Source organism: Sporolactobacillus shoreicorticis (assembly GCF_024125445.1).
GTDB classification, from domain to species: Bacteria; Bacillota; Bacilli; order Bacillales; family Sporolactobacillaceae; genus Sporolactobacillus; species Sporolactobacillus shoreicorticis.
This window is the reverse complement of record NZ_JAMXWM010000012.1, coordinates 22920-46136: the sequence shown is the minus strand read 5'-3', so window position 1 is coordinate 46136 and position 23217 is coordinate 22920. Positions and strand designations below refer to the sequence as shown.

Below are 23217 nucleotides of genomic sequence, written 5' to 3'. Positions count from 1 at the left end.
GTCCTGCTGATTGATATAATCGGGATTAAGTGATGTTTTTTGAAGCAGGAGGAACAACTATGTCGGAGAAACAAGGAACGCGTCAATCGCGAATCCGTAATTTTTCAATCATTGCTCATATCGATCATGGAAAATCAACATTAGCTGATCGGATATTGGAAGCGACGCAGGCGCTGACGCAAAGAGAAATGAAGGCGCAGATGCTTGATGCGATGGACCTTGAACGTGAACGCGGAATAACGATCAAATTGAATGCAGTTGAATTAAATTATACAGCACCGAGCGGCGAGACCTACATCTTTCACTTAATCGACACCCCCGGGCATGTCGACTTTTCTTATGAAGTTTCGCGAAGTCTTGCTGCATGTGAAGGTGCACTTCTTGTTGTCGATGCAGCACAAGGGGTTGAAGCGCAGACTTTGGCGAATGTCTATCTTGCTTTAGAAAATAATTTGGAGATTATCTCGATTATTAATAAAATTGATCTGCCTAATGCTGATCCCGACCGAGTGAAACAGGAAATAGAAGACGTGATTGGTCTCGACGCATCCGATGCGGTTTTGGCATCGGCAAAAACCGGAATTGGCACTAATGAAATTCTTGAACAAATTATTGAAAAGATACCTGCACCGTCAGGTGATCCGAATGCGCCGCTTCAAGCGCTGATTTTTGATTCACTCTATGATGCGTATCGCGGTGTTGTTGTGTATATCCGTGTCGTCGAAGGAACCGTTCATGTCGGCGATCAAATTAAAATGATGGCGAATGGAAAAACGTTTGAGGTATTGGAGGTTGGTGTTGCAACGCCGAAAATTGAAAGTCGCGAGGAATTATCGGTTGGCGATGTCGGCTTTCTTACCGCTTCAATCAAGTCTGTCCATGATACGCAAGTCGGTGACACCGTGACGCATGCAGAACGCCCGGCGGACAAGCCGCTGCCCGGCTATCGCAAGATGAATCCAATGGTGTACTGCGGCCTTTATCCAATTGACACAGCCCGGTATGATGATCTGAGGGAGGCACTTGGCCGGCTTGAATTGAATGACTCTGCACTTCAGTACGAACCAGAAACATCAGAAGCACTCGGCTTTGGTTTCCGCTGTGGATTTCTTGGCCTGCTTCATATGGATATTGTTCAAGAACGTTTAGAACGCGAATTTAACATTGATCTGATCGCGACCGCACCAAGCGTTATCTATAACGTCAAATTGACCGACGGATCAAGTGTCCGAGTCGGCAATCCATCGGAAATGCCGGAACGCAAATTTATTGCCGAGGTTGAAGAGCCCTATGTCAAAGCTACAATCATGACACCGAATGATTATGTAGGATCAATTATGGAGCTCTGCCAGAGGAAACGCGGGGAATTCAAAACGATGGAATACCTTGATGCGAATCGAACAAATGTGATCTATGATCTGCCGCTTTCTGAAATCATGTACGATTTTTTTGATATTCTTAAATCAAGCACGAAGGGCTATGCATCGCTCGATTATGAGATGGACGGGTACCGTGTGAGTGATTTGCTGAAAATGGATATTTTGCTTAATGGAGAAAAGGTGGATGCACTCTCCGTTATTGTGCATCAGGAATTTGCTTATGACCGTGGTAAAGCGATTGTTGAAAAATTAAAAGAATTAATTCCGCGTCAGCAATTTGAAGTGCCGATTCAAGCAGCGATTGGTCAGAAGATCATTTCCCGATCGACAATTAAAGCACTCCGTAAAAATGTTCTTGCCAAATGCTACGGCGGTGACGTATCGCGTAAACGCAAATTGCTCGAAAAACAAAAAGAGGGCAAGAAGCGAATGAAGGCAGTCGGAAGTGTTGAAGTCCCGCAGGAAGCGTTTATGGCTGTGTTCCGGATGAGTCAAGATGATTAATAAGACCGCGCATCGCGGAGCGTACATTCATATTCCTTTTTGCGATCATATTTGTTATTATTGCGATTTTAATAAAGTCTTCATGAAGAATCAGCCGGTTGACGATTATTTGGATGCACTTGCTTTGGAAATGAAAGGTTACGGAGCAGACGGACTGCCTGAAACGATTTATGTTGGGGGTGGCACACCGACCGCACTTAATGAACAACAATTTGAACGGCTTTTTATTGACATCGAGCACTATCTAATGAATCCGTCGATTAAAGAATTCACAGTTGAAGCGAATCCGGAGAGTTTAAATGAAGCCAAGCTGAAGATTATGAAACGATTTGGTGTGACCCGGCTCAGTGTCGGTGTCCAGACCTTTGACAATCGCCTGCTGAAGGAGATCGGCAGGGCGCATGGAGCCAATGATGCAGCCAATGCTGTTCGGCTTGCGCAAGAACATGGATTCAACAATATTACGCTTGATTTGATGTTTGCGCTGCCGGGACAGACCGAAACCGTTCTGCATGAATCGTTGGAACGGGCTTTGAGTCTGGGAATACCGCATATATCGATTTATTCGCTCCAGCTTGAACCGAAAACTATTTTTTATAATCGAATGAAAAGCGGAACCTTGAAACTGCCCGGAGAAGATTTTGAAGCCGATATGTACGGCCAAATTATTTTAGAACTTGAGAAGCATGGGCTTCATCATTATGAGATCAGCAATTTTGCCAAACCGGGCTATGAAGGTGTTCATAACTCAATGTACTGGCACAACGAAGAATATTACGGGATCGGCGCCGGTGCACATGGATATTGGAAAGGAATTCGCTATGCCAATGCCGGGCCGGTAAAAAAATATATTGAACATGTTTGTAAACAAGGGAATGCGAGGGTCTCCGAGCATGAAGTAACATTTACCGAGAAAATGGAGGAAGAGATGTTTCTCGGACTCCGGCTTATGAGAGGCGTCAGCGTGGAACATTTCAAGGAAAAATTCGGACGTCCGATTGAGCAAGTCTATGGCAAGCAACTCGAACAATTAAAAGCGCGGGGTCTGATTCATGAGCGGGACGGCCGGCTCGCAATGACGCCAAAGGGTGTTTTTTTGGGAAACAATGTTTTTGAAGCCTTTTTAATTTCTTAAGAATGTCCTAAAATATTTGACAAACAGGAATGAAGTTGGTAAATTTTAATGTAGAATTAGCACTCGGGGAGAACGAGTGCTAACAGAGGTGATCCATAAGATGTTAACTGATCGTCAATTGTTTTTGCTGCAATTATTGGTTAATGACTATGTTGTCTCTGCAGAGCCTGTTGGTTCACGGTCCATTGCAAAACGGGAAGGTGTCACATTCAGCCCGGCGACGATCAGAAATGAACTGGCAGATCTGGAAGAGATGGGTTATCTTGAGAAAACACATCTCTCCTCAGGGAGAGTGCCGTCGGAAAAAGGCTATCGTTTTTATGTTGATCATTTGCTGTCGCCGGTCATGCTTTCCGATGACGAGCTTGGAAATATTCGTCATGCGTACCATGAGAGACTTTCCGAGACTGAGGAACTGATTCGTGTGACGGCTAAGATTCTTTCCGAATTCACGAATTACACGGCGATTATGCTTGGCCCCGAACTTTTGGAAATGAAGTTGAAACACATTCAGATGGTTAAGCTGAATCAGAGTCAGGGTGTTCTGATTATCGTAACCGATACCGGCCATGTGGAAAACCGTGTTGTTTCAATTCCTAAATCAATCAAAGCGGATGATATTGAAAAAATCGTCAATATTTTGAATGACAAGCTGAACATGGTACCGCTTTACCAGCTTCAAAGCCGCTTGAATGCCGAAATTTCCGGTGTGCTGCGAGAAAATGTCCGCGATTACAAGCGCATCATGGCTTTGTTGCAGGACAGCCTTACGATCAGTGATCCGGAGCAGATTTTCTATAGCGGTAAAAATAATATGCTTGCTCAGCCGGAATTTCAGGATGTTGATAAGATCATACCGCTTTTAGACGTGCTTGAAGGAAAAGAGATCATTCGCGAATTGATGAGTATGCCGTCTGATGGCCTGCATATTCGCATAGGACGCGAGAATAAACTGAACGGTATTGAAGACTGCAGCTTGATTACAACCACCTATTCAGTCGGCGGTGAACATTTAGGCACAGTTGCCGTCATCGGTCCGAAGCGAATGGCCTATCCTCGTGTCGTCACACTGATTGACATGGTTTCCAAATTGCTGACCGAGAATCTTAATCAACAAGAGCGGCATGATCGTTAGTTCTTTCACTATTTCAGGAGGTGAGCCTATGACAGAGCAGGCAAATAAAGAAACAAACAGTACAAATGAAGAAACAGAAGAAATGAAAAAAAAGCAGACTGAGGATAAAGCGGTTGAAGATGCGGCCGCTGATTCCGCGGGCGAACCGAAAGTGGATGATGCTGAAGCTACGAAAAAAGCAGCCTCAGATGTTGAGGCACTTTTGAAGCAAATTGCTGAACAAACAGCGGAGATCGACGCACTGAAAAAGCAGGCGGATGACGCGGTTAATCAGCGACTCAGAACACAGGCCGATTTTGATAACTTTCGAAAGCGCACGAATAAGGAAAAAGCGGATGCGCGTAAGTTTCGAGCGCAGGATCTTGTCTCGGATATGCTTGAGATTCTTGATAATTTTCAACGTGCACTTGCAGTTGAAGCTGTGTCCGAAGATGCAAGGGCTTTAAAAAAGGGAATGGAAATGGTGTTGTCGAAATTGGAAAGCGCACTTAAAAAAGAGGGCGTTGAAGAAATTCCTTCTCTGCACCAGCCTTTTGATCCCAACGTTCACCAAGCAGTGATGCAGGAGGAAAGCGGCAATCATGAATCCGGAACGGTTATTCAAGTGCTTCAAGCGGGCTATACACTTAATGGACGAGTGATACGTCCGGCAATGGTGAAAGTCAGCTCTTGATTCAGACGGTTCAAACTTAATGTTTTTTACTATTAGGAGGAAATGAGCATGAGTAAAATTATTGGTATTGACTTAGGAACGACAAATTCTTGTGTGGCGGTTATGGAAGGCGGCGAACCTGTCGTTATCCCTAATCCGGAAGGCGCGCGTACCACTCCTTCTGCCGTTGCTTTCAAGAATGGCGAACGTCAGGTCGGTGAAGTGGCAAAACGTCAAGCGGTAACTAACCCGAACACGATTCTTTCAATCAAACGTCATATGGGTTCTGATTATAAAGTTGAGGTTGAAGGCAAAAAATATACGCCTCAAGAAATTTCAGCAATCATTCTCCAAAAACTGAAATCAGATGCTGAAGCCTATCTTGGTGAAAAAGTAGAGAAAGCGGTTATTACGGTACCTGCTTACTTTAACGACGCTCAACGTCAGGCGACTAAAGATGCAGGCAAGATTTCCGGACTCGAAGTGCTAAGAATCATCAATGAACCAACAGCAGCTTCACTTGCTTATGGTCTTGATAAAGGCGAAGATCAGACGATTCTTGTCTTCGACCTTGGCGGCGGTACGTTTGACGTATCCATTCTTGAACTTGGCGACGGCATTTTCGAAGTTAAAGCGACTGCCGGAAACAATAAACTGGGCGGTGACGATTTCGACGAACGTATTATCAATTATTTGACCAGTGAATTTAAGAAGGAAACCGGTATTGATCTTTCCGGTGATAAAATGGCCTTGCAGCGTTTGAAAGATGCGGCTGAAAAAGCAAAGAAAGAGCTTTCCGGCGTTTCACAGGCGCAAATTTCCCTGCCGTTTATTTCTGCGGATGCAACCGGTCCGAAACACTTGGAAATGAATCTTTCACGTGCAAAATTCGATGAATTAACTGCAGACCTCGTCGAATCGACAATGGGGCCTGTCCGTCAAGCTTTGTCCGACGCAGATATGACGATGGACGATATTCACAAAATCATTCTTGTCGGCGGTTCAACGCGTATTCCTGCTGTTCAAGCAGCAATCAAGAATCTGACTGGCAAAGAACCAAGCAAGGGAGTTAACCCTGATGAGGTCGTTGCCGTCGGTGCGGCAATTCAAGGCGGCGTTCTTACCGGCGATGTTAAAGATGTCGTCCTGCTTGATGTTACCCCGCTGTCTCTCGGTATTGAGACGATGGGCGGTGTGTTCACGAAACTGATTGATCGCAACACGACAATTCCAACCAGCAAATCGCAAGTGTTCTCTACGGCTGCCGATAACCAAACGGCTGTGGATATCCATGTGCTGCAGGGTGAACGGCAAATGGCTGCGGATAATAAAACGCTTGGACGGTTCCAATTGACCGATATTCCGCCGGCTCCTCGCGGTATTCCGCAGATCGAAGTAACTTTTGAAATTGATGCGAACGGTATTGTTAACGTTAAGGCAAAGGATAAAGGAACAAATAAAGAACAGTCGATTACCATTCAATCGTCTTCAGGTCTTAGCGATGAAGAAATTGACAAGATGGTTAAAGATGCTGAAGCAAATGCCGATGCAGATAAGAAACGCAAAGAGGAAGTTGATCTTCGCAATGAAGCAGACCAATTAATCTTTGCGACGGAAAAGACATTGAAAGATCTTGGTGATAAAGTTGACGCTTCCGAGAAATCAAAGGCAGAGGCGGCTAAAGATAAACTGAAAAAAGCACTTGACGGCAAAGATAATGAGGCAATCAAGACAGCCAAAGATGAATTGAATGAAATCGTTCAGCAGCTCTCTGTTAAGCTGTATCAACAAGCTCAGCAGGCGGCACAAGGTGCGCAGGATTCGGCAAGCGGCAAAAAAGACGACGACAATGTTGTCGATGCAGATTACAAAGAAGTCAATGATGAGGACAAAGACAAGAACAAAAAGAACTGATGGTCATATACTAGCCAATGATCGAATCAATGGAGCCTTTTGCGACTCACATGATTCAAGCCTGGAAGCAATTTTTGAGAAAGTCGAAGTCGGACGTGGTTTCTGGCTTTGGCTTTTTCTTGCTTAAGCAGCCAGGCGAATGATATGATAAACTCTATGTGAAATCATTTCGGGAGTGATTTGATGAGTAAGCGGGATTATTACGAAATCCTAGGTGTAAGTAAAGACGCGTCGAAGGAAGAAATTAAAAAAGCATTTCGAAAACTGGCACGAAAATATCATCCCGATGTAAATAAAGATGCGGATGCGCCGGAAAAATTTAAAGAGGTTTCAAAAGCCTATGAGACGTTAAGCGATCCTCAAAAAAGAGCGCAGTACGATCAATTTGGCGAAGCTGATCCGAATCAAGGCGGCTTTGGCGGTGCACAAGGATTCAGCGGTGCTGACTTTGGCGGCTTTGGCGATATTTTTGATCAAATTTTTAACGGCGGTTCAAGACGCCGTGATCCCAATGCACCGCGTCAGGGATCGGATCTGCAATACGAAATGTCAATTACCTTTGAAGAAGCTGCGTTCGGCAAAAGTACGGACATCCGGATTCCAAAGGAAGAAACATGTACGACTTGTCATGGTACCGGGGCAAAGCCGGGGACAAAGCCGGTGCAATGTTCTCATTGTCACGGCACCGGACAACTGAATCAAGAACAGAATACACCGTTCGGCCGTATTGTGAATCGACGTGTTTGCCCATACTGCCATGGCACCGGTAAAATAATTAAGAATCCATGCGGAACCTGTGCCGGCACAGGTAAAATGAAAGTAAACAAAAAGATTGAAGTTAAGATTCCTGCAGGTATTGATGACGGTCAACAGATTCGTTTATCCGGTCAAGGTGAACCTGGAGTGAACGGAGGACCGTCAGGAGATTTGTACATTGTGTTCAGTGTCAAACCGCATAAATATTATCAAAGAGCCGGCGATGATGTTTTACTGGAGGTCCCTTTGAATTTTGCTCAAGCAGCACTCGGCGATGAAATCGAAGTACCGACACTTTACGGAAAAGTGAAGCTGCGCATTCCTGCCGGAACTCAGACTGGTACTAAATTCCGCCTGAGAGGCAAGGGGATTAAGAATGTCAGAGGCTACGGTCAAGGCGATGAACATGTCACCGTGAAGATTGTCACACCGAAGCATCTGTCCAATGAAGAAAAAGCGGTATTCAAGAAGCTAGCTGAACTTAGCGGAAATAAAATAAGTGAAGATGATGAAGGCATCCTTGGTAAGATGAAAAAAGTATTCAAGGCTGACTGACCAATCTTTTCAGTGATGACAAAAAAATGAAACAGCTACAAGGAGCGAATCCACTTACGCGATGAAATGGTCGGAAATTTGCATTCATACAACTGAAGAAGCGATTGAGCCGGTGACCAATATTCTTTATGAAGCTGGTGCAGGCGGTGTCGTTATTGAAGATTCTCAGGATCTGCAGCAAACTTTTCTTTCTGATGAAGGATCGGAATATTCGCTTGATCCCGCTGACTATCCCATTGATGGCGTAAACGTAAAAGCGTATTTGCCTGTTAACAGTTTTCTTGGGGAAACGGTAGAAGAGATTAAACAATCGGTAAACAGTCTTCTTTTGTATGATATCGACTTAGGTGATGGGCGCCTTACGTTCAGTGAGCACAATGAGGAAGAATGGGCAACTGCTTGGAAAAAATATTATAAACCGGTAAGCGTTGGCGAACATTTTTATATTGTTCCAACATGGGAAAACTTTGATCCTGAAGATCCGAACCGAAAGGTGATTGAACTCGACCCTGGGATGGCATTCGGTACAGGAACACATCCGACAACAGTGCTATGCATTGAGGCACTTGAAACTCATATGTCCAAAAAGGCAGAGGTTCTTGATGTGGGTACAGGCACAGGGGTATTGGCCATTGCTGCGGCGAAACTTGGCGCCCGCAAGGTTCATGCAGTGGATTTAGATCAAGTAGCCGTTCAATCTGCTAAAATTAACGTCAAATTAAATAAGGTTCAAGATGTGGTGACAGTCAGTCGCAATAACCTTTCTGATAATGTCAAGGGTCAATATGCCATTGTTGTTGCCAATCTCCTTGCAGAACTTGTGATCCGGTTGGCAGAAGGCGGAGTCGCGGATTTACTGCAAAAGGACGGTCTGCTTATCGCTTCAGGTATTATCAGGCCCAAAAAAGAACAAGTAAAAGAAGCACTTATTAAGTCAGGGTTGCACGTGATCGAAGAAATGGACTCCGGTGACTGGATTGCTCTCGTTGCTGAGAAGGCGGAATAATGCAACGCTATTTTGTTCCTGAGGATCATTTTACTGAGCATCACGTTGTTATTACCGGCGATGATGCGCGTCATATTCAAAAGGTGATGCGTATGAAACCCTCTGATTCGCTCATTTGTGCGAATAATAAGGGAAAAGCTTACTTGTGCGCTGTCGAAAGCATCGATGGAGGACAGGTTTGCGCGGTTATTAAGCAAAAAATTACTGGCAATTCCGAACTGCCCATTCAGGTAACCATTGCTCAAGGCATACCCAAGGCCGATAAATTCGATACAATTATTCAGAAGGGGACGGAATGCGGTGCTTCTCTTTTCATCCCATTTCAAGCGCAGCGATCAATCGCATTGTGGAAGAAGAATAAAAAGGATAAGAAACGGCTTCGTTTAGAGAAAATCAGCAAAGAAGCCGCAGAACAGTCGCATCGACTGTATGTTCCCAAATTGAGCGAACCCATGGATCTTGACCAATTGATCGCTTACAGCACTTCCTGTGATTATAAAATGGTTGCTTTTGAAGAAACGGCTAAATCAGGTGCACAGGCCGGATTTCCAACCCTATTGAAAAAGATGAATAAAGGTGATCGCCTACTGGCAGTTATCGGTCCGGAAGGGGGACTCTCAGTTGACGAGGCAAAGAAACTTGAAGATCATGGATTTGTTCTTTGCGGACTCGGTCCTAGAATATTAAGAACCGAGACTACGGCAATTTATTTGTTGTCGGCAATTTCCTACCATTTTGAATTACTAAATTGTGAGGTGGATGATTAAAAATGCCTTCTGTTGCTTTTCATACCTTAGGATGCAAAGTTAATCACTACGAAACTGAGGCGATCTGGCAGCTTTTTAAGAAGAGTGGCTATGATCGTGCTGAATTCGAAAAACATGCAGATGTTTATGTTATTAATACATGCACGGTAACGAATACAGGCGACCAAAAGAGCCGTCAGACGATTCGACGTGCCATTCGCAGCAATCCGGATGCCGTCATCTGTGTGACGGGCTGCTATGCACAAACATCCCCTGCCGAGGTTATGTCAATACCGGGTGTCGATATTGTTGTCGGTACCCAAGACCGTAATCATCTGCTCGGATTCGTTGATCAATACCGTAAGGATCGTGAACCGATTAATGGTGTTAGCGACATTATGAAAGCGAAGATTTACGAAGAATTGGATGTTCCCGAATTCACAGATCGAACGCGGGCATCACTGAAGATTCAGGAAGGCTGCAATAACTTCTGTACATTTTGCGTGATTCCTTGGGCGCGCGGGCTTTTACGTTCCCGCGAACCTGGGAATGTATTGAAGCAGGCACAGCAGCTGGTCGATGCCGGCTATAAAGAAATTGTCCTGACCGGAATACATACGGCTGGTTATGGCGAAGACATGGATAACTATAATTTCGCACGGCTGCTCCGGGATTTAGAGAATAATGTGCACGGGTTGACGCGGCTGAGAATCTCTTCAATCGAAGCGAGTCAAATCACTGATGAAGTGATTGATGTTGTAGGTAAATCGAAGATTCTGGCCAGACATCTTCATATTCCGCTTCAAGCAGGCTCAGATACTGTGCTGGAGCGCATGCATCGCAAATACAAAACAGGTTTTTTTGCGGAGAAAATCGCGCGTCTGCGTCAAGCACTGCCTGATTTTGCGCTGACTTCGGATGTCATCGTTGGTTTTCCGGGCGAAACGGATGAAGAATTTCAGGAAACCTATGATTTTATTCGTGATCTTCATTTCTCTGAACTCCATGTTTTTCCATATTCAAAGAGAACGGGTACGCCAGCAGCAGGCATGCCGAATCAAATTCCTGATGAAGTCAAGCATGATCGGGTTAATCGCCTGATTGAATTGTCAGCGAAATTATCAGAGGAGTACGCAGAAAGGTATCTTGATCAGGTTCTGGAAGTCATTCCTGAGGAACCCCTGAATCATCGCGAACCGGATGGGTATTTCGTCGGATTTACCGATAATTATTTAAAAGTGAAATTTAAATATCCATCTACGGATATTGTTGGAAAACTGGTGCGCATTAAGCTCATAAAGACAGGTTATCCGATTAGCGAAGGTGTGTATGTGCGTATTGTGGAAAGTGAACCTTCAGAAGCGATGGGCTAATCTAACTGAAGGAACGATATGAATCCTGTAAAGAAAAACTTGCTGATTGGTAAGTTTTTCTTTATACAAATGAGAACTAAGAGCTGTCTAGTATAAGAAAACGGAAAAGGAACTTTCGCTAACTACGTGCACCTCCTGCGGATGTTCTGTCTGCGCCAAAGGCTGGTCAAGGTCACGTTTTTTTACAATCGGGTGCGCTCTACCCAGCGGCCGAACGGACCTGCCAAAGGAACGGCAATAAAGCCGGTGATCAGGTTGAAAAGAACAGAGGCATGGGCGAGGGCTGCTCTCCCGGTTCCGCCGATCATCATGGAATAGTCGGACATAAAGTGAATGAATGGAAAGAAGACGATCACACTCAGCACATTGAAAAGAATATGGGTATACGCCGTCCACCGGCCTTCCCTTCCGGTTCCAAGACTTGCAATATAGGTTGTGAGACATGTGCCCACATTTGAACCGAGCATAATTGCAATTGCAGCGGGCAGCGATAAAATATTGTGGTCTAAAAAGCCCATGCATACAAGCAAGGTTGCAGAACTGGACTGGATGATTGCCGAAAAAAGAGTACCGACAATAACTGCGTAAATCATACTCTCGTTGGCATCAACAAGAAGATCACGAATAAACGGTGATTGAATAAGTGTTTCAGACAATGAACTGAAACCATTCATTGATGCGAAGAGACAGCCGATGCCGAACAGGAAGGATCCGATCGAAAAAAAGCGGCGGAACGGCAGGCACATCATGAGCACCCCGGCGCCCAAAAAAACGTAATGAATGGAACCAACGGGCAAAGCGGCAATTTCACCGGTTAAGGTTGTACCAATATTGGCACCGAGAATAATGCCGACACTTTGCGAAAAACGCATTGCCTGAGCACCGATTAAGCCGACAGTAATGATTGTGACGGCTGAACTGCTCTGCAGAAGCATGGACGCAAACGTACCGATCACAAGCCCTTTCAGCGGTGTATTTGCGGTACGCTCAAGTGTACGGCGCATTCGGTTTCCGACAAGCGCGTGCATGCCTCCTGTCATGACGCCCATTCCGAATAGAAAAAGTAAAATATATAGTATAAAAATAATAACCTGCTGATCCACGGTCGATCACCTCGTCCTATTGTATGGACAAGTGTAATAAGGAATGACAAAAAAATGTGTGCGTGGAAAAAAGTTAAAGAATCAGAGGAATCACGATAAGCTGTCAAAAAAATAAGTAGACCGCATTCACTTAGTGCTTAAATCAATGCATAATATGACTGGAGACGGGAAAAACCGATTTGATAATTTGTTTTCTATCGTATATAATGGCAATTGACATAAAAGAGATGTCAGTTGAATTGTTTTCGTTTTTGGAGGGAGGGAAACAAAGATGGTCGAGACAAGAGTTCGGAAGAATGAATCGATTGAAGATGCGCTGCGACGCTTTAAACGGTCGGTCTCAAAATCCGGTACATTAGCAGAAGTTAAGAAACGGAGAAATTACGAGAAACCAAGTGTTAAGCGCAAGAAGAAATCTGAGGCTGCGCGTAAAAAACGCCGCAGATATTAAAAGATTTGTTCAACAAAGGGATGAGTTCAGAAGTAACTGTGATTTTCCCGATGATTTGAACAATTTCAAAAAGGAGCACTAAAATGAGCCTTGTTGATCGTTTGACTACAGATATGAAACACGCGATGAAAGCGAGGGAGAAAGCACGTCTCTCGGTTATTCGCATGATCAAGACATCGCTGCAGAACGAATCGATCAAGCTTGGTAAACCATTGTCCGACGACGAGGCATTGGCGGTTCTGACCCGAGAACTTAAGCAGAGGAAAGACTCCCTCCAAGAGTTTAAGAATGCAGGGCGACAGGATCTAATTGATGAAGTCACCAATGAAATTGCTATTGTTCAATCTTATATGCCTGAACAGCTTTCTGAAGAGAAAGTTGCGGCGATTATAGATGAAACAATTTCGGAAATCGGCGCTGCCTCCAAGGCAGAAATTGGCAAAGTGATGAAAGCGGTCATGCCAAAAGTCAAAGGCCGGGCGGATGGCAGCATGGTCAATAAAATCGTACGCAGTAAATTAAGTTAAAAGGATAAAAGAAGCTCTGTTTGTCACAAAAAGCAAACAGAGCTTTGTTTACATAAGTCTTCTTTATTTTGAAGTCTTTTGTATGGTAACCATAATAGCTAAAAACGATCTTTCAGATTATAATCGTTAGGGGATGAATACATGCAATTAGATGCTTCAACAGTAGGTATATTAATTATTGCAGCACTTATCATTATTGTGATTGTCATTCTGTTCACTTTTGTACCGGTGATGCTGTGGATTTCGGCATTGTCATCAGGTGTCCGTATCAGTATTTTTACACTGATCGGCATGAGGCTGAGACGTGTTGTTCCAAGACGCGTCATTGATCCGCTGATCAAGGCGACCAAAGCCGGCCTTGATTTGCATACAAATCAACTGGAAAGTCATTATCTAGCCGGCGGCAATGTTGATCGAGTCGTTAATGCCCTGATCGCCGCACATCGTGCGAATATCGCCCTGACCTTTGAACGTGCGGCAGCAATTGATCTGGCCGGACGAAATGTTCTTGAAGCTGTGCAGATGAGCGTCAACCCAAAAGTAATTGAAACACCCTATATTGCTGGTGTTGCTATTAACGGTATTGAGGTTAAGGTCAAGGCGAGGATTACCGTTCGTGCAAATATTGACCGCCTGGTCGGCGGTGCAGGCGAAGAAACGGTCGTTGCCCGTGTTGGCGAAGGCGTTGTCAGTACAATTGGTGCATCACATACACATAAAGATGTTTTAAAGAATCCGGATACGATTTCCAAGACCGTGCTCGAAAAGGGTCTTGACGCCGGAACTGCTTTTGAAATTCTATCGATTGACATTGCCGATGTAGACGTCGGTAAGAATATTGGTGCTTTTCTGCAGACGGAACAAGCTGAAGCAGACAAAAATATTGCACAGGCAAAGGCTGAAGAACGGCGCGCAATGGCGGTTGCCAATGAGCAAGAAATGCGTGCCCGTGTTGAAGAGATGCGGGCTAAGGTGGTCGAGGCTGAGTCTGAAGTACCATTAGCTATGGCATCTGCGCTGAAATCGGGGAAATTAGGCGTCATGGACTATATGAATTACAATAATATCAAAGCAGATACGGAAATGCGTCACTCATTCGGCAAGGAGAACAACAGCGACAATACATCAGGCGATGAATATAAGTAATCGTCGCAGTTCACAGAGGAGGAGTGACAATGGTTTGGATTATCGGACTCGTCATCATGTTCATTTTCTATGTGGCAAAATCTGTTGAGAAGCAAAATGCTGAAGAACAGAAACGTCGGCAAGAACGCGGTCGACGCTCAGGAACGGCACAGCCTCAGATTCAACGAACCGTGCAACAACGCTCCGAACGAGATCGAACAATGAATCGGAAATCTGATCCAGTAACAGAACAGGCATCTGCGGATATTCCTGCGGAGAATGTGTTCATGAAGCAGTATTATGAAACAAAAAAACGAATCGATCAATCATCTGGAAAAAAAGCAGCAGACAGTATGCGGGACACACCGAGAACTTCCATATCAGGAAATTTCGGAACGGGATGGAGTCGGAATCAAGATTCGCTGCGCCAAGCCTTTGTCTTTTCAGAATGCGTTGGGAAACCGAGAGCCGTTCAGCCTCATCCTTTTTTTGTTAAAAATCGAATACGTTAACTCATTGAAAAAAGATCCGCAGCCGGAATGGCCGACGGATCTTTTTTCTTACAATGGATTTCAGCAGAAAGGAACCGATGGTTTGTGCTCCTGGCACCCACTCCAATGCGGCAGTTCCTATTTTCGTACCGCTATTGTTAATGACCGACACACTCTGAAACTTGTCCTGCCGCTTCATCGGACTTTCTCAGTAATTTGGCAGATTCATAGTGCTAGCCTCCATTTTTTGTTCATAGGTTTGTAAAGAGGTGGAGAGAGATCATGAGAAAATGGAGCGCTCAGTTTAAAAAATGGTTTGCCGAAGTGTCCGACATTCCTGAAGATGTTGTATTGGGTGTGCCCCGATTAATCTTAACGGGCCAGTTCCGTCTCTCCATAGAAAATTACGAAAGTGTTCTCGCGTTTTCCAAAACGGAATTGAGACTCGCATTGAATAAAGGTGAGCTTCATATTGCGGGTGATGATTTTGTTCTTGAGACAATTTTAGAAAAAGAAATCGTTTTGCAAGGACGGGTGGATGATGTCCGATTTGTGGATAATTGAAGGGAGGCTGGCGGGTTGAAGCACAGATTACATCGCGCAGAGGGCTACTTGAAAGCAGAGATCATTGGCGAGGCCCCCGAAAAGTTTATCCGAATCTGCATGCGCGAACACGTGAAAATATGGCATATTGTGCGCAAAAATGAGACAACCCTCATTTGTTTTATAAAACTTGCCGACTCGAATACATTAAAGAAGTGGCTCAAGGCTTCAGATTGCCGGATTCGTATTCTTAGGAAAGCGGGTTTGCCCTTTTTCATGAAGAAAATGAGGCTGCGGCTGGGGATCACAGTGGGCTTTCTATTCTTTATCTTGCTGCTGCTCATCCTTTCGAACATGGTGTGGTCGATCCGAGTGGACGGTGCAGACGTTAAATTGGAGGAGCAGATTCGAAGCATTCTGAAACAGAATCATTTATATGAGGGATCACTTGACCTGTTTATTCCGGATACCGGCCGTCTTGAGAGCGCCCTGTCGACAAAGTTGACAAAAGTGACATGGATCGGCGTCTCAAAGGAGGGTACCACCTACAAGATCAGCGTTGTACAAAAGAAATACCCGAAGCCCAAATCGGTTACCGGACCAAGGAATCTTGTTGCGACCAAGCAAGCGGTTGTTCAGCGTCTATTCATTGAAACCGGGCAACCCGTTGTTGAAAGTGATCAATTTGTGAAAAAGGGTCAAGTATTGGTCAGCGGCAGGATTGGAAATGAGAAGGCGTCTCGATTTGTTTCTGCAAAAGGAAAAGTAGTTGGGGAGACGTGGTATCATTCAGAAGCCCAAATTCCGCTCGTCAGCCAGTATACCCTTTATTCCGGCAACACATATTTCAAATATAAATTGAAAATGTGGCATGTTCAGATGCCATTGTGGGGATTCAAGTCTGAGCCGTATAAGCAATATGATCGTGAAATCATACGAAAACCGATTCGTTTTCTGATCTGGAAGACCCCGTTTGCGTTTATTCAGGAAAACTACAGACAAAAGAAGACGGTCGTACGCAAATTAACGCAGAAGCAGGCGATCAAAGATGCAATTGAGTCTTCTGATAAGAAATTACTGGACAGCCTTCCGAAAGGATCGAAAATAGTATCTTCAACGGTTGACTATAAAAAGGTCGTGAATAACAGTTTATATATTCGAACGCACCAAGTTGTGAACGAGAACATCGCTGTACCTAAAGCCATTGATGTTAAAAAGGAGAAGAAAAAATTGAAACAGGAAACGGATTGACAAACGTAAATCCGTTTTTTTTGCGAGCTCTAGGGGAGACGCGTTAAAACGGATTGGAATTTAAACAGCGAGATATGGTAAAATGATGGAAACGCTACTGATTTTTGAGGAGGACACATAGAGCTTGCCAGAACGCCATTTATATAAAATTACATTGGATTTTGAAAATGGAAACGAAGCGCTGGTACTTTTCGGACCGGGAGATGCACATTTAAAAATAATTGAACAGACACTTGGTATTTCAATTGTAACGCGAGGTGGGTCAGTTAGTGTCTCAGCAGAAAACGAGGCAGATGCACGTAAAGTTGAACAAGTGCTGCAAGCGCTTCTGAGCCTGATAAGAAGAGGAATATCCATTACAGGGCGAGATGCCGTCTACGCGCTTAAAATGGCAGATAACGGCCAGATGGAGGCCTTTGATGACTTATATGAGAACGAAATCACCACCAACAGCAAAGGAAAACCGATTCGTGTCAAAACACTCGGCCAAAAGCATTACGTTGAGGCAATAAAGAAACACGACATGGTGTTTGCCATCGGACCTGCAGGAACAGGAAAAACATATCTGGCAGTCGTAATGGCGGTGACTGCGATGAAAGCGGGAAAAATTAAACGGCTTGTTTTGACGAGACCGGCAGTCGAAGCCGGAGAAAGTCTTGGGTTTCTACCCGGAGATTTGAAGGAGAAGGTCGATCCGTATCTGCGCCCTCTGTACGATGCGCTTCACGACGTGTTGGGCTCGGAACACACGCTCCGTTTGATTGAGCGAGGTACCATTGAAGTAGCACCGCTTGCTTATATGCGCGGGCGGACATTGGAAGATGCCTATGTCATCTTGGATGAAGCGCAGAATACAACTCAGGAACAAATGAAAATGTTCCTTACACGTCTTGGATTTGGTTCGAAAATGATTATTACAGGAGATGTGACTCAAGTCGACCTGCCAAAAGGGAAGAAGTCGGGACTGAAGACGGCAAAAGAATTGCTGGAGCATGTCGATGGTATATCTTTTATTCATCTAAATCGCACTGATGTTGTAAGGCATCCGCTTGTCCAAAAAATTATTGAAGCCTATGGCGACTGACTGCCAAATAGATGCCTGATTCGCGATTGAGAAGGGCATGTCTGATTTGATTGTTGTCGAGGCATACAGAGGAAAACCGTTGCGGAGGCGCAGCAATGACATTACAAATCCAATTTAGACAAAAAATAAAGCAATTCGCCTTGACTTATTTAGCTGATTGGAGCATTCTGCTGATTGTCGGTCTTATTTTGTACGGGCTGATGATCGGCAGTGTCCTGCCCAAGAATCCGAATGTGAAGCTTCATGAAATAGCAACGACCGATATACAGTCGCCGATTGATACGGTAGATACTCAAGCAACGCACGCGAAGCGGCAGGAAGCGATCGGTTCGACGCCATCTGCTTATGCATACAATAAGAATCTTGGACTGATGCAGGTTGAAAAAGTCGGTGATCTGTTTGACACGATTGCATCAGTAAAAAAGGAGCAAAAGATATCTGCTGATTCGGATCAGGATCAGATCAATACTGCAATAAAAATGATTTCGGATCGTCTTTCTGATTCTGCCGATTCTCATTTATCCGACAATACACTGACTGCTCTGCTTACGGCGTCGGACCATGACTTGCAAATAGCTGAAGACATTGCGAGTACGGGTATTTATGAAGCAATGAACGATAAAGTTGGCTGGAATGATTTGGAACGTGTTCAGGATAAAGCATCGGCATCACTGCCTTCTTCGGTATTGAATGACAAGATACGCCGTGCCTTGAACGATGTACTGCATTCTTATATTACGGCTAATTATTCTTTTGATGCTAATGCGACAAAACAGAATAAGCAAGAGGCCGCGAGAAACGTAGATAATGTTGTGATTCACCAAGGCGAAGTCATCGTGAAAAAGGGTGAACTGGTTACCAACGATATGATCCGTCAGCTTAAGCTGGTCGGCCTCCTTGATGATCATTTCAATGTAATTCCCTTTGTTGGCCTCCTTCTTTTCACTGGTTTTATTATATTTATTTTTTGGTTTGAGTATTATCGCTTCAAAGAGAAGCACCCGCAGTACTCAGTGAAATTTTTATATATTTATGCAATCATTTTTTCCGGGGCTGCGGCGCTCATAAAGCTGTGCAGCTATCTCAAACTTACCAATGTTACGGGGATCAGCTTTCTTGTTCCGCTGGCAATGGCATCACTGATGATACGAATTCTGCTCAACGAACGAATCGCGATTGTCTCAGGTTTTCTTCTTTCAGTGGTCGGCAGTGTCCTATTCGGGATCAGTGCAAAGGCGGCACTTTTTGATTCGACATTAGGTATTTATTTATTCTTCTCTTCGCTGGCAGGTGCGATGGTTTTGCGGAAGCGTCAGGCACGTCCGAAAATCATTCAAACCGGCGGGCTTATCGCGCTCGTGAATGTGCTCGTTGTGCTTTCGCTGTTAATGTTTCAGAATACACCGTTCTCGCCGCTGAACACCGGACTCAGTCTTGGATTCGCTGCATTATCAGGCTTTTTGTCGGCAATTCTTACAAATGGCTTGATGCCTCTATTTGAAACAGGATTCAGCATTCTCTCACCGATTCGCTTGATCGAGCTGTCGAACCCGAATCACCCATTGCTGAGGAAGATATTGATTGAAGCACCGGGAACGTATCATCACAGTCTCATGGTAGCTAATTTGGCAGAACGCGCATGCGAAGTCATTGGCGCAAACGGTTTGCTCGCTCGCGTTGCGGCATATTATCATGATGTAGGCAAAACAAAGCGGCCGAAGTTTTTCGTTGAAAATCAGATGGACGGAGTCAATCCACATGACAAAATTTCACCGCAGCTCAGCCGCACGATTATCATCTCCCATCCCTATGACGGGGCTGATATTTTGCGCCAATACCGTATGCCGAAAGAAATCATTGATATCGCCGAGCAGCATCACGGAACCACGCTGATTAAATATTTTTATGTGAAAGCGCAAGAACAAAGCGACAAGCCGATTGATGAAAGCGAATTTCGCTATCCGGGACCGAAAGTACAGACGAAAGAGGCTGCGGTTGTTGAACTTGCCGACAGTATAGAGGCCGCAGTTCGCGCGATGAAAAAACCAAACCCGGTTAAAGTAAATAATCTTGTGAAAAGTATCTTCAATGATCGATTAAGCGACGGTCAGTTCGATGAATGCAAGATCACATTGAAAGAACTGAAAAGTGTGGAAAAATCGATTGACGAAACGCTGAGAGGTGTATATCATTCGCGTATTGAATATCCTAAAGATCTTAAAATGAAAAAGGTGAACACAAAATGACAATGACGATTGATATGCATGATGAAACTGGAGAAATTAATGAAACAATACAAGAAAATGTGATTCATCTTCTCGACCATGCCGCAGAACAATTGAATTTAGAAGGTGAAATTGAATGCTCCCTCACATTTGTAGATAATGAACATATTCAGGTGATTAACCGCGATTATCGAGGAATTGACCGCCCGACCGATGTAATCTCATTTGCACTTGAAGAAATGGGAGAGGATGAGGTGCCGATTCTGCCTGAAGAAGGAGAACCGAGAGTACTCGGAGATATTATTATTTCGATTGAACGTACTCATGAACAGGCAGCCGAATACAATCATTCATTTGAGCGAGAACTTGGTTTTCTCGTGATTCACGGTTTGCTTCACTTACTCGGCTATGATCATCAAACCGAGGAACAGGAGAAAGAAATGTTTGGAATTCAGGAACAGATTCTCTCCTCGTTCGGATTAAGTAGGAATTAAGATGAACGGCCGCCATCCTCGAAGACACAAGAACCTTATTGACAGTTTTAAGGACGCAATATCCGGCTTCATTCTCGCATTTGTGCAGGAAAGAAATATTCATATCCAAATGTTTGCTGCGGTTGCAGTGATCATCTTTTCAATTCTCATTCATGTGTCGCTAATTGAATTAATGATCGTGTTTCTTTTAATTGGCGGAGTAATCAGCCTGGAGCTTGTTAATACAGCCATTGAGCGGGTTGTCGATTTGGTGACACAGGAGCGGCATCCGATGGCTAAAGCCGCTAAGGACGCAGCAGCGGCTGCTGTCTGGTGGTTTTCAGTTATCTCTGTTGTCGTTTTTATCATTATTGTCGTGAATACATTAATTATCAATTAAAAGGAGTGTAAATAAATGGATGACAAAAAACTTGTTTCACTTGCCCGAGGAGCGATGCAGATGGCCTATGTGCCTTATTCTCATTTTCAGGTCGGTGCTGCTCTGCTCACAAAATCGGGTAAAGTGTTTACCGGATGCAATATCGAAAATGCTGCGTATTCGGTATGCAATTGTGCTGAACGCACAGCAATTTTTAAGGCCTTCTCAGAAGGGGAACATGATTATGAAGCCATTGCGGTGATTGCCGACAGCCGTCGTCCTGTGCCGCCGTGCGGTGCGTGCAGGCAGGTTATGAGCGAATTGTGCCCACGCGACATGCGGGTCATTTTGTCAAACACGGAAGGTATTATAGAACTCACTACGGTTGCTCAGCTGCTGCCGGGTGCATTCGTATCGGAGGATATGTAATGAGCAAAGCGTTCAAATCAGGATTTGCAGCCATCGTCGGTCGGCCGAACGTAGGTAAATCAACCTTGCTGAATCGTGTTCTTGGGCAAAAAATTGCGATTATGAGTGATAAAGCGCAGACAACAAGAAATAAGATTCATGGAATTTACACGACCGATGCCGAGCAAGTCATATTTATCGATACGCCGGGTATACATAAACCGAAACATAAGCTTGGACAAATGATGACTTCACTGGCACTCGCTACACTGAATGAAGTGGATCTTGTGCTGTTTCTTATTGATGCTGAACAGGGCTACGGGCGAGGTGATCAGTTTATTATTGATTTCTTGAAAAAGACAGATGTGCCTGTATTCTTGATTGTCAATAAAATTGATAAAGTGCATCCGGATGAATTGCTGCCGCTGATTGACCGCTACCGCCAGCTGTATTCATTTAAAGAAATAATTCCGATATCGGCGCTTCAAGGCCAAAACGTCTCGACACTCATGGATCAAATCAGTCACTATCTTCCGCAAGGTCCGAAGTATTACCCGGATGATCAGGTTACCGATCATCCGGAACGATTTATTGTTGCGGAATTAATCCGTGAAAAGATTCTCCATTTGACCCGGGATGAAGTGCCGCATGCAATCGCTGTTGTCATTGACAAAATGAAGGTGGACGAGCATCGTCATCTTACGGAAATTCAAGCGACAATTATGGTCGAACGCTCCTCTCAAAAAGGGATTATTATTGGAAAGTCAGGCAGTATGTTAAAGGAAATCGGAACGCTGGCACGTAAGGAGATTGAAGCCCTGATCGGCTCCAAGGTATTCCTGGAGCTGTGGGTAAAGGTGGATAAGAACTGGCGCGATAAAGAAGAAGAACTCAAGAACTTTGGCTACACGATTCAAGAAGATTAATGTATACCCATTCAATTTTAATTGACAATCATTTCTTCACATGTTTCTCCGCTTTTCGTTAACGCTAATTAGTGAGGAGAAAAGATGGGAAGGATGAGAAACATGTTGGATCTCAGTTGGAAGTTATTTTGTATGACAGGAGCCATTGGACCTTATCTTTTAATTAAAGAAATAGAAAAAGAAAAGGGCGAAGAACAAAAGCAGCCGAACGACAGCCGAATGAATGATATAAAAGAACACGCCGGGGCATAAACAGGCCATCGGCCTGTTATAAGGAAGATGTGATCACGATGATGTCCAAAGCGGAAGGCATTGTCATTCGTACTACCGATTATGGAGAAACCAATAAAATCGTAACACTGTACACAAAAGAGTTTGGCAAAATCGGGTTAATGGCGAGAGGAGCCAAAAAGCCGAAAAATCAGCTCTCCGCAGTGAGTCAGGTCCTCTTCTACGGCCTCTGCCTGTTTCGTAAAGGCAGAGGCCTTGGCGTGCTTTATCAAGCAGAACCATTGAATTCTTTTCGTTCAATCAGAGAGGATATTGAGAAAATGGGACATGCCGCACTGATCTTAGAGCTTACAGATCGGCTCACGGATGAAAGACGGCCTTCTCAAGCTTATTATCACTTATTGCGCGATACATTGCTTCTGATGGAAAAAGGTACTGATCCTGCTGTGCTGTCATCGATGTACGCACTGAAAATGATGCCGCTTGCCGGAATTGATCCCGTGTTAAATCGGTGCATTCATTGCGGCAATAAAAAAGATCATTATCTTTTTTCCATTTCTGAAGGCGGATTTCTCTGCATGGATTGTGCGAAATTTGATGAGTATGCGCTTGTTATGAGTCGAGCAGTGCAAAAATTACTGCCATTGATACGGACTGTTCCCATTAACAGATTAGGAAAGGTCTCATTAAAAGCCAAAACTATTGGCGAGATTGGATCCATCATATATGCTTATTATGAGCAAAACGCAGGAATTAAACTGCGTTCGAGACGATTTATCGAGCAATTATCTAAGTTTAACCAAATGAATGATTAATGATTAGCAGAGACTTAAACAATTGGGGAG

24 protein-coding genes are annotated in these 23217 nt (G+C 44.3%); 23 read left to right on the top strand and 1 reads right to left on the bottom strand.

Annotated features, from left to right (window positions below; translation table 11 throughout):
- Nucleotides 1-59: 59 nt before the first annotated feature.
- The 9 genes from lepA to mtaB all read left to right on the top strand — a co-directional run bounded on the left by lepA (nt 60) and on the right by mtaB (nt 11155).
- Nucleotides 60-1883 (top strand): translation elongation factor 4, encoded by a 1824-nt coding sequence (gene lepA / locus NIE88_RS11265; RefSeq protein WP_253062187.1) that lies wholly within the window; start codon nt 60-62, stop codon nt 1881-1883.
- Nucleotides 1876-3018, top strand: a complete 1143-nt coding sequence (gene hemW / locus NIE88_RS11260; RefSeq protein WP_253062185.1) for a radical SAM family heme chaperone HemW — start codon at nt 1876-1878, stop codon at nt 3016-3018. Before lepA ends, hemW begins: the two co-directional genes overlap by 8 nt.
- Nucleotides 3019-3118: 100 nt before the next feature.
- Nucleotides 3119-4153 (top strand): heat-inducible transcriptional repressor HrcA, encoded by a 1035-nt coding sequence (gene hrcA, locus NIE88_RS11255; protein ID WP_253062183.1) that lies wholly within the window; start codon nt 3119-3121, stop codon nt 4151-4153.
- A gap of 28 nt (nt 4154-4181) precedes the next feature.
- Nucleotides 4182-4826 (top strand): nucleotide exchange factor GrpE, encoded by a 645-nt coding sequence (grpE, locus tag NIE88_RS11250; protein ID WP_253062181.1) that lies wholly within the window; start codon nt 4182-4184, stop codon nt 4824-4826.
- 48 nt (nt 4827-4874) lie between these two features.
- Entirely contained in the window at nt 4875-6719 is a 1845-nt protein-coding gene (gene dnaK, locus NIE88_RS11245) for a molecular chaperone DnaK (protein WP_253062179.1), read from the top strand.
- A gap of 183 nt (nt 6720-6902) precedes the next feature.
- Nucleotides 6903-8030, top strand: coding sequence for a molecular chaperone DnaJ (gene dnaJ, locus NIE88_RS11240; RefSeq protein ID WP_253062177.1), 1128 nt, complete (start codon nt 6903-6905; stop codon nt 8028-8030).
- A gap of 61 nt (nt 8031-8091) precedes the next feature.
- On the top strand, nt 8092-9036 hold the full coding sequence (prmA, locus tag NIE88_RS11235) for a 50S ribosomal protein L11 methyltransferase (RefSeq protein ID WP_253062176.1): 945 nt from the start codon (nt 8092-8094) through the stop codon (nt 9034-9036).
- On the top strand, nt 9036-9803 hold the full coding sequence (locus NIE88_RS11230; protein ID WP_253062175.1) for a 16S rRNA (uracil(1498)-N(3))-methyltransferase: 768 nt from the start codon (nt 9036-9038) through the stop codon (nt 9801-9803). Before prmA ends, NIE88_RS11230 begins: the two co-directional genes overlap by 1 nt.
- Nucleotides 9804-9805: 2 nt before the next feature.
- Nucleotides 9806-11155, top strand: a complete 1350-nt coding sequence (mtaB, locus tag NIE88_RS11225; protein ID WP_253062174.1) for a tRNA (N(6)-L-threonylcarbamoyladenosine(37)-C(2))-methylthiotransferase MtaB — start codon at nt 9806-9808, stop codon at nt 11153-11155.
- Nucleotides 11156-11337: 182 nt separating this feature from the next.
- On the opposite strand, the gene NIE88_RS11220 is transcribed toward mtaB, so the two are convergent.
- Nucleotides 11338-12258 carry a Na/Pi symporter gene (locus NIE88_RS11220; protein ID WP_253062173.1) on the bottom strand — a complete coding sequence of 307 codons (921 nt, stop codon included), beginning with the start codon at nt 12256-12258 and terminating at the stop codon, nt 11338-11340.
- 271 nt (nt 12259-12529) lie between these two features.
- Between NIE88_RS11220 and rpsU the strand changes: the two genes are divergently transcribed.
- The 14 genes from rpsU to recO all read left to right on the top strand — a co-directional run bounded on the left by rpsU (nt 12530) and on the right by recO (nt 23187).
- Nucleotides 12530-12709 carry a 30S ribosomal protein S21 gene (gene rpsU, locus NIE88_RS11215; RefSeq protein WP_010025726.1) on the top strand — a complete coding sequence of 60 codons (180 nt, stop codon included), beginning with the start codon at nt 12530-12532 and terminating at the stop codon, nt 12707-12709.
- Nucleotides 12710-12792: 83 nt separating this feature from the next.
- Complete coding sequence (locus NIE88_RS11210) at nt 12793-13236, top strand: GatB/YqeY domain-containing protein (RefSeq protein ID WP_253062172.1); 444 nt, start codon at nt 12793-12795, stop codon at nt 13234-13236.
- Between the two features lie 141 nt (nt 13237-13377).
- A complete protein-coding gene (floA, locus tag NIE88_RS11205) occupies nt 13378-14382 on the top strand; it encodes a flotillin-like protein FloA (RefSeq protein ID WP_253062171.1) in 1005 nt (334 codons plus the stop codon).
- Between the two features lie 29 nt (nt 14383-14411).
- Nucleotides 14412-14873 (top strand): hypothetical protein, encoded by a 462-nt coding sequence (locus NIE88_RS11200; RefSeq protein ID WP_253062170.1) that lies wholly within the window; start codon nt 14412-14414, stop codon nt 14871-14873.
- A gap of 261 nt (nt 14874-15134) precedes the next feature.
- Nucleotides 15135-15416 carry a sporulation protein YqfC gene (yqfC, locus tag NIE88_RS11195; protein ID WP_253062169.1) on the top strand — a complete coding sequence of 94 codons (282 nt, stop codon included), beginning with the start codon at nt 15135-15137 and terminating at the stop codon, nt 15414-15416.
- 15 nt (nt 15417-15431) lie between these two features.
- A complete protein-coding gene (yqfD, locus tag NIE88_RS11190; RefSeq protein ID WP_253062168.1) occupies nt 15432-16646 on the top strand; it encodes a sporulation protein YqfD in 1215 nt (404 codons plus the stop codon).
- Nucleotides 16647-16770: 124 nt separating this feature from the next.
- Entirely contained in the window at nt 16771-17730 is a 960-nt protein-coding gene (locus NIE88_RS11185; RefSeq protein WP_253062166.1) for a PhoH family protein, read from the top strand.
- A gap of 95 nt (nt 17731-17825) precedes the next feature.
- Nucleotides 17826-19976: an HD family phosphohydrolase gene (locus NIE88_RS11180; RefSeq protein WP_253062164.1), complete on the top strand. Its 2151-nt coding sequence runs from the start codon at nt 17826-17828 to the stop codon at nt 19974-19976.
- A complete protein-coding gene (gene ybeY, locus NIE88_RS11175) occupies nt 19973-20449 on the top strand; it encodes an rRNA maturation RNase YbeY (RefSeq protein WP_253062162.1) in 477 nt (158 codons plus the stop codon). The genes NIE88_RS11180 and ybeY overlap by 4 nt, the downstream gene beginning before the upstream one ends.
- Nucleotide 20450: 1 nt before the next feature.
- Nucleotides 20451-20828 carry a diacylglycerol kinase family protein gene (locus NIE88_RS11170; protein ID WP_253062160.1) on the top strand — a complete coding sequence of 126 codons (378 nt, stop codon included), beginning with the start codon at nt 20451-20453 and terminating at the stop codon, nt 20826-20828.
- Between the two features lie 15 nt (nt 20829-20843).
- The gene (locus NIE88_RS11165; protein WP_253062158.1) at nt 20844-21236 is read left to right on the top strand and encodes a cytidine deaminase; all 393 of its coding nucleotides are present in this window, start codon (nt 20844-20846) and stop codon (nt 21234-21236) included.
- Complete coding sequence (gene era / locus NIE88_RS11160) at nt 21236-22141, top strand: GTPase Era (protein ID WP_253062156.1); 906 nt, start codon at nt 21236-21238, stop codon at nt 22139-22141. The genes NIE88_RS11165 and era overlap by 1 nt, the downstream gene beginning before the upstream one ends.
- Before the next feature lie 102 nt (nt 22142-22243).
- The gene (locus tag NIE88_RS11155) at nt 22244-22393 is read left to right on the top strand and encodes a YqzL family protein (protein WP_253062154.1); all 150 of its coding nucleotides are present in this window, start codon (nt 22244-22246) and stop codon (nt 22391-22393) included.
- Nucleotides 22394-22431: 38 nt separating this feature from the next.
- Nucleotides 22432-23187, top strand: coding sequence for a DNA repair protein RecO (gene recO / locus NIE88_RS11150; protein WP_253062153.1), 756 nt, complete (start codon nt 22432-22434; stop codon nt 23185-23187).
- Nucleotides 23188-23217: the final 30 nt, after the last annotated feature.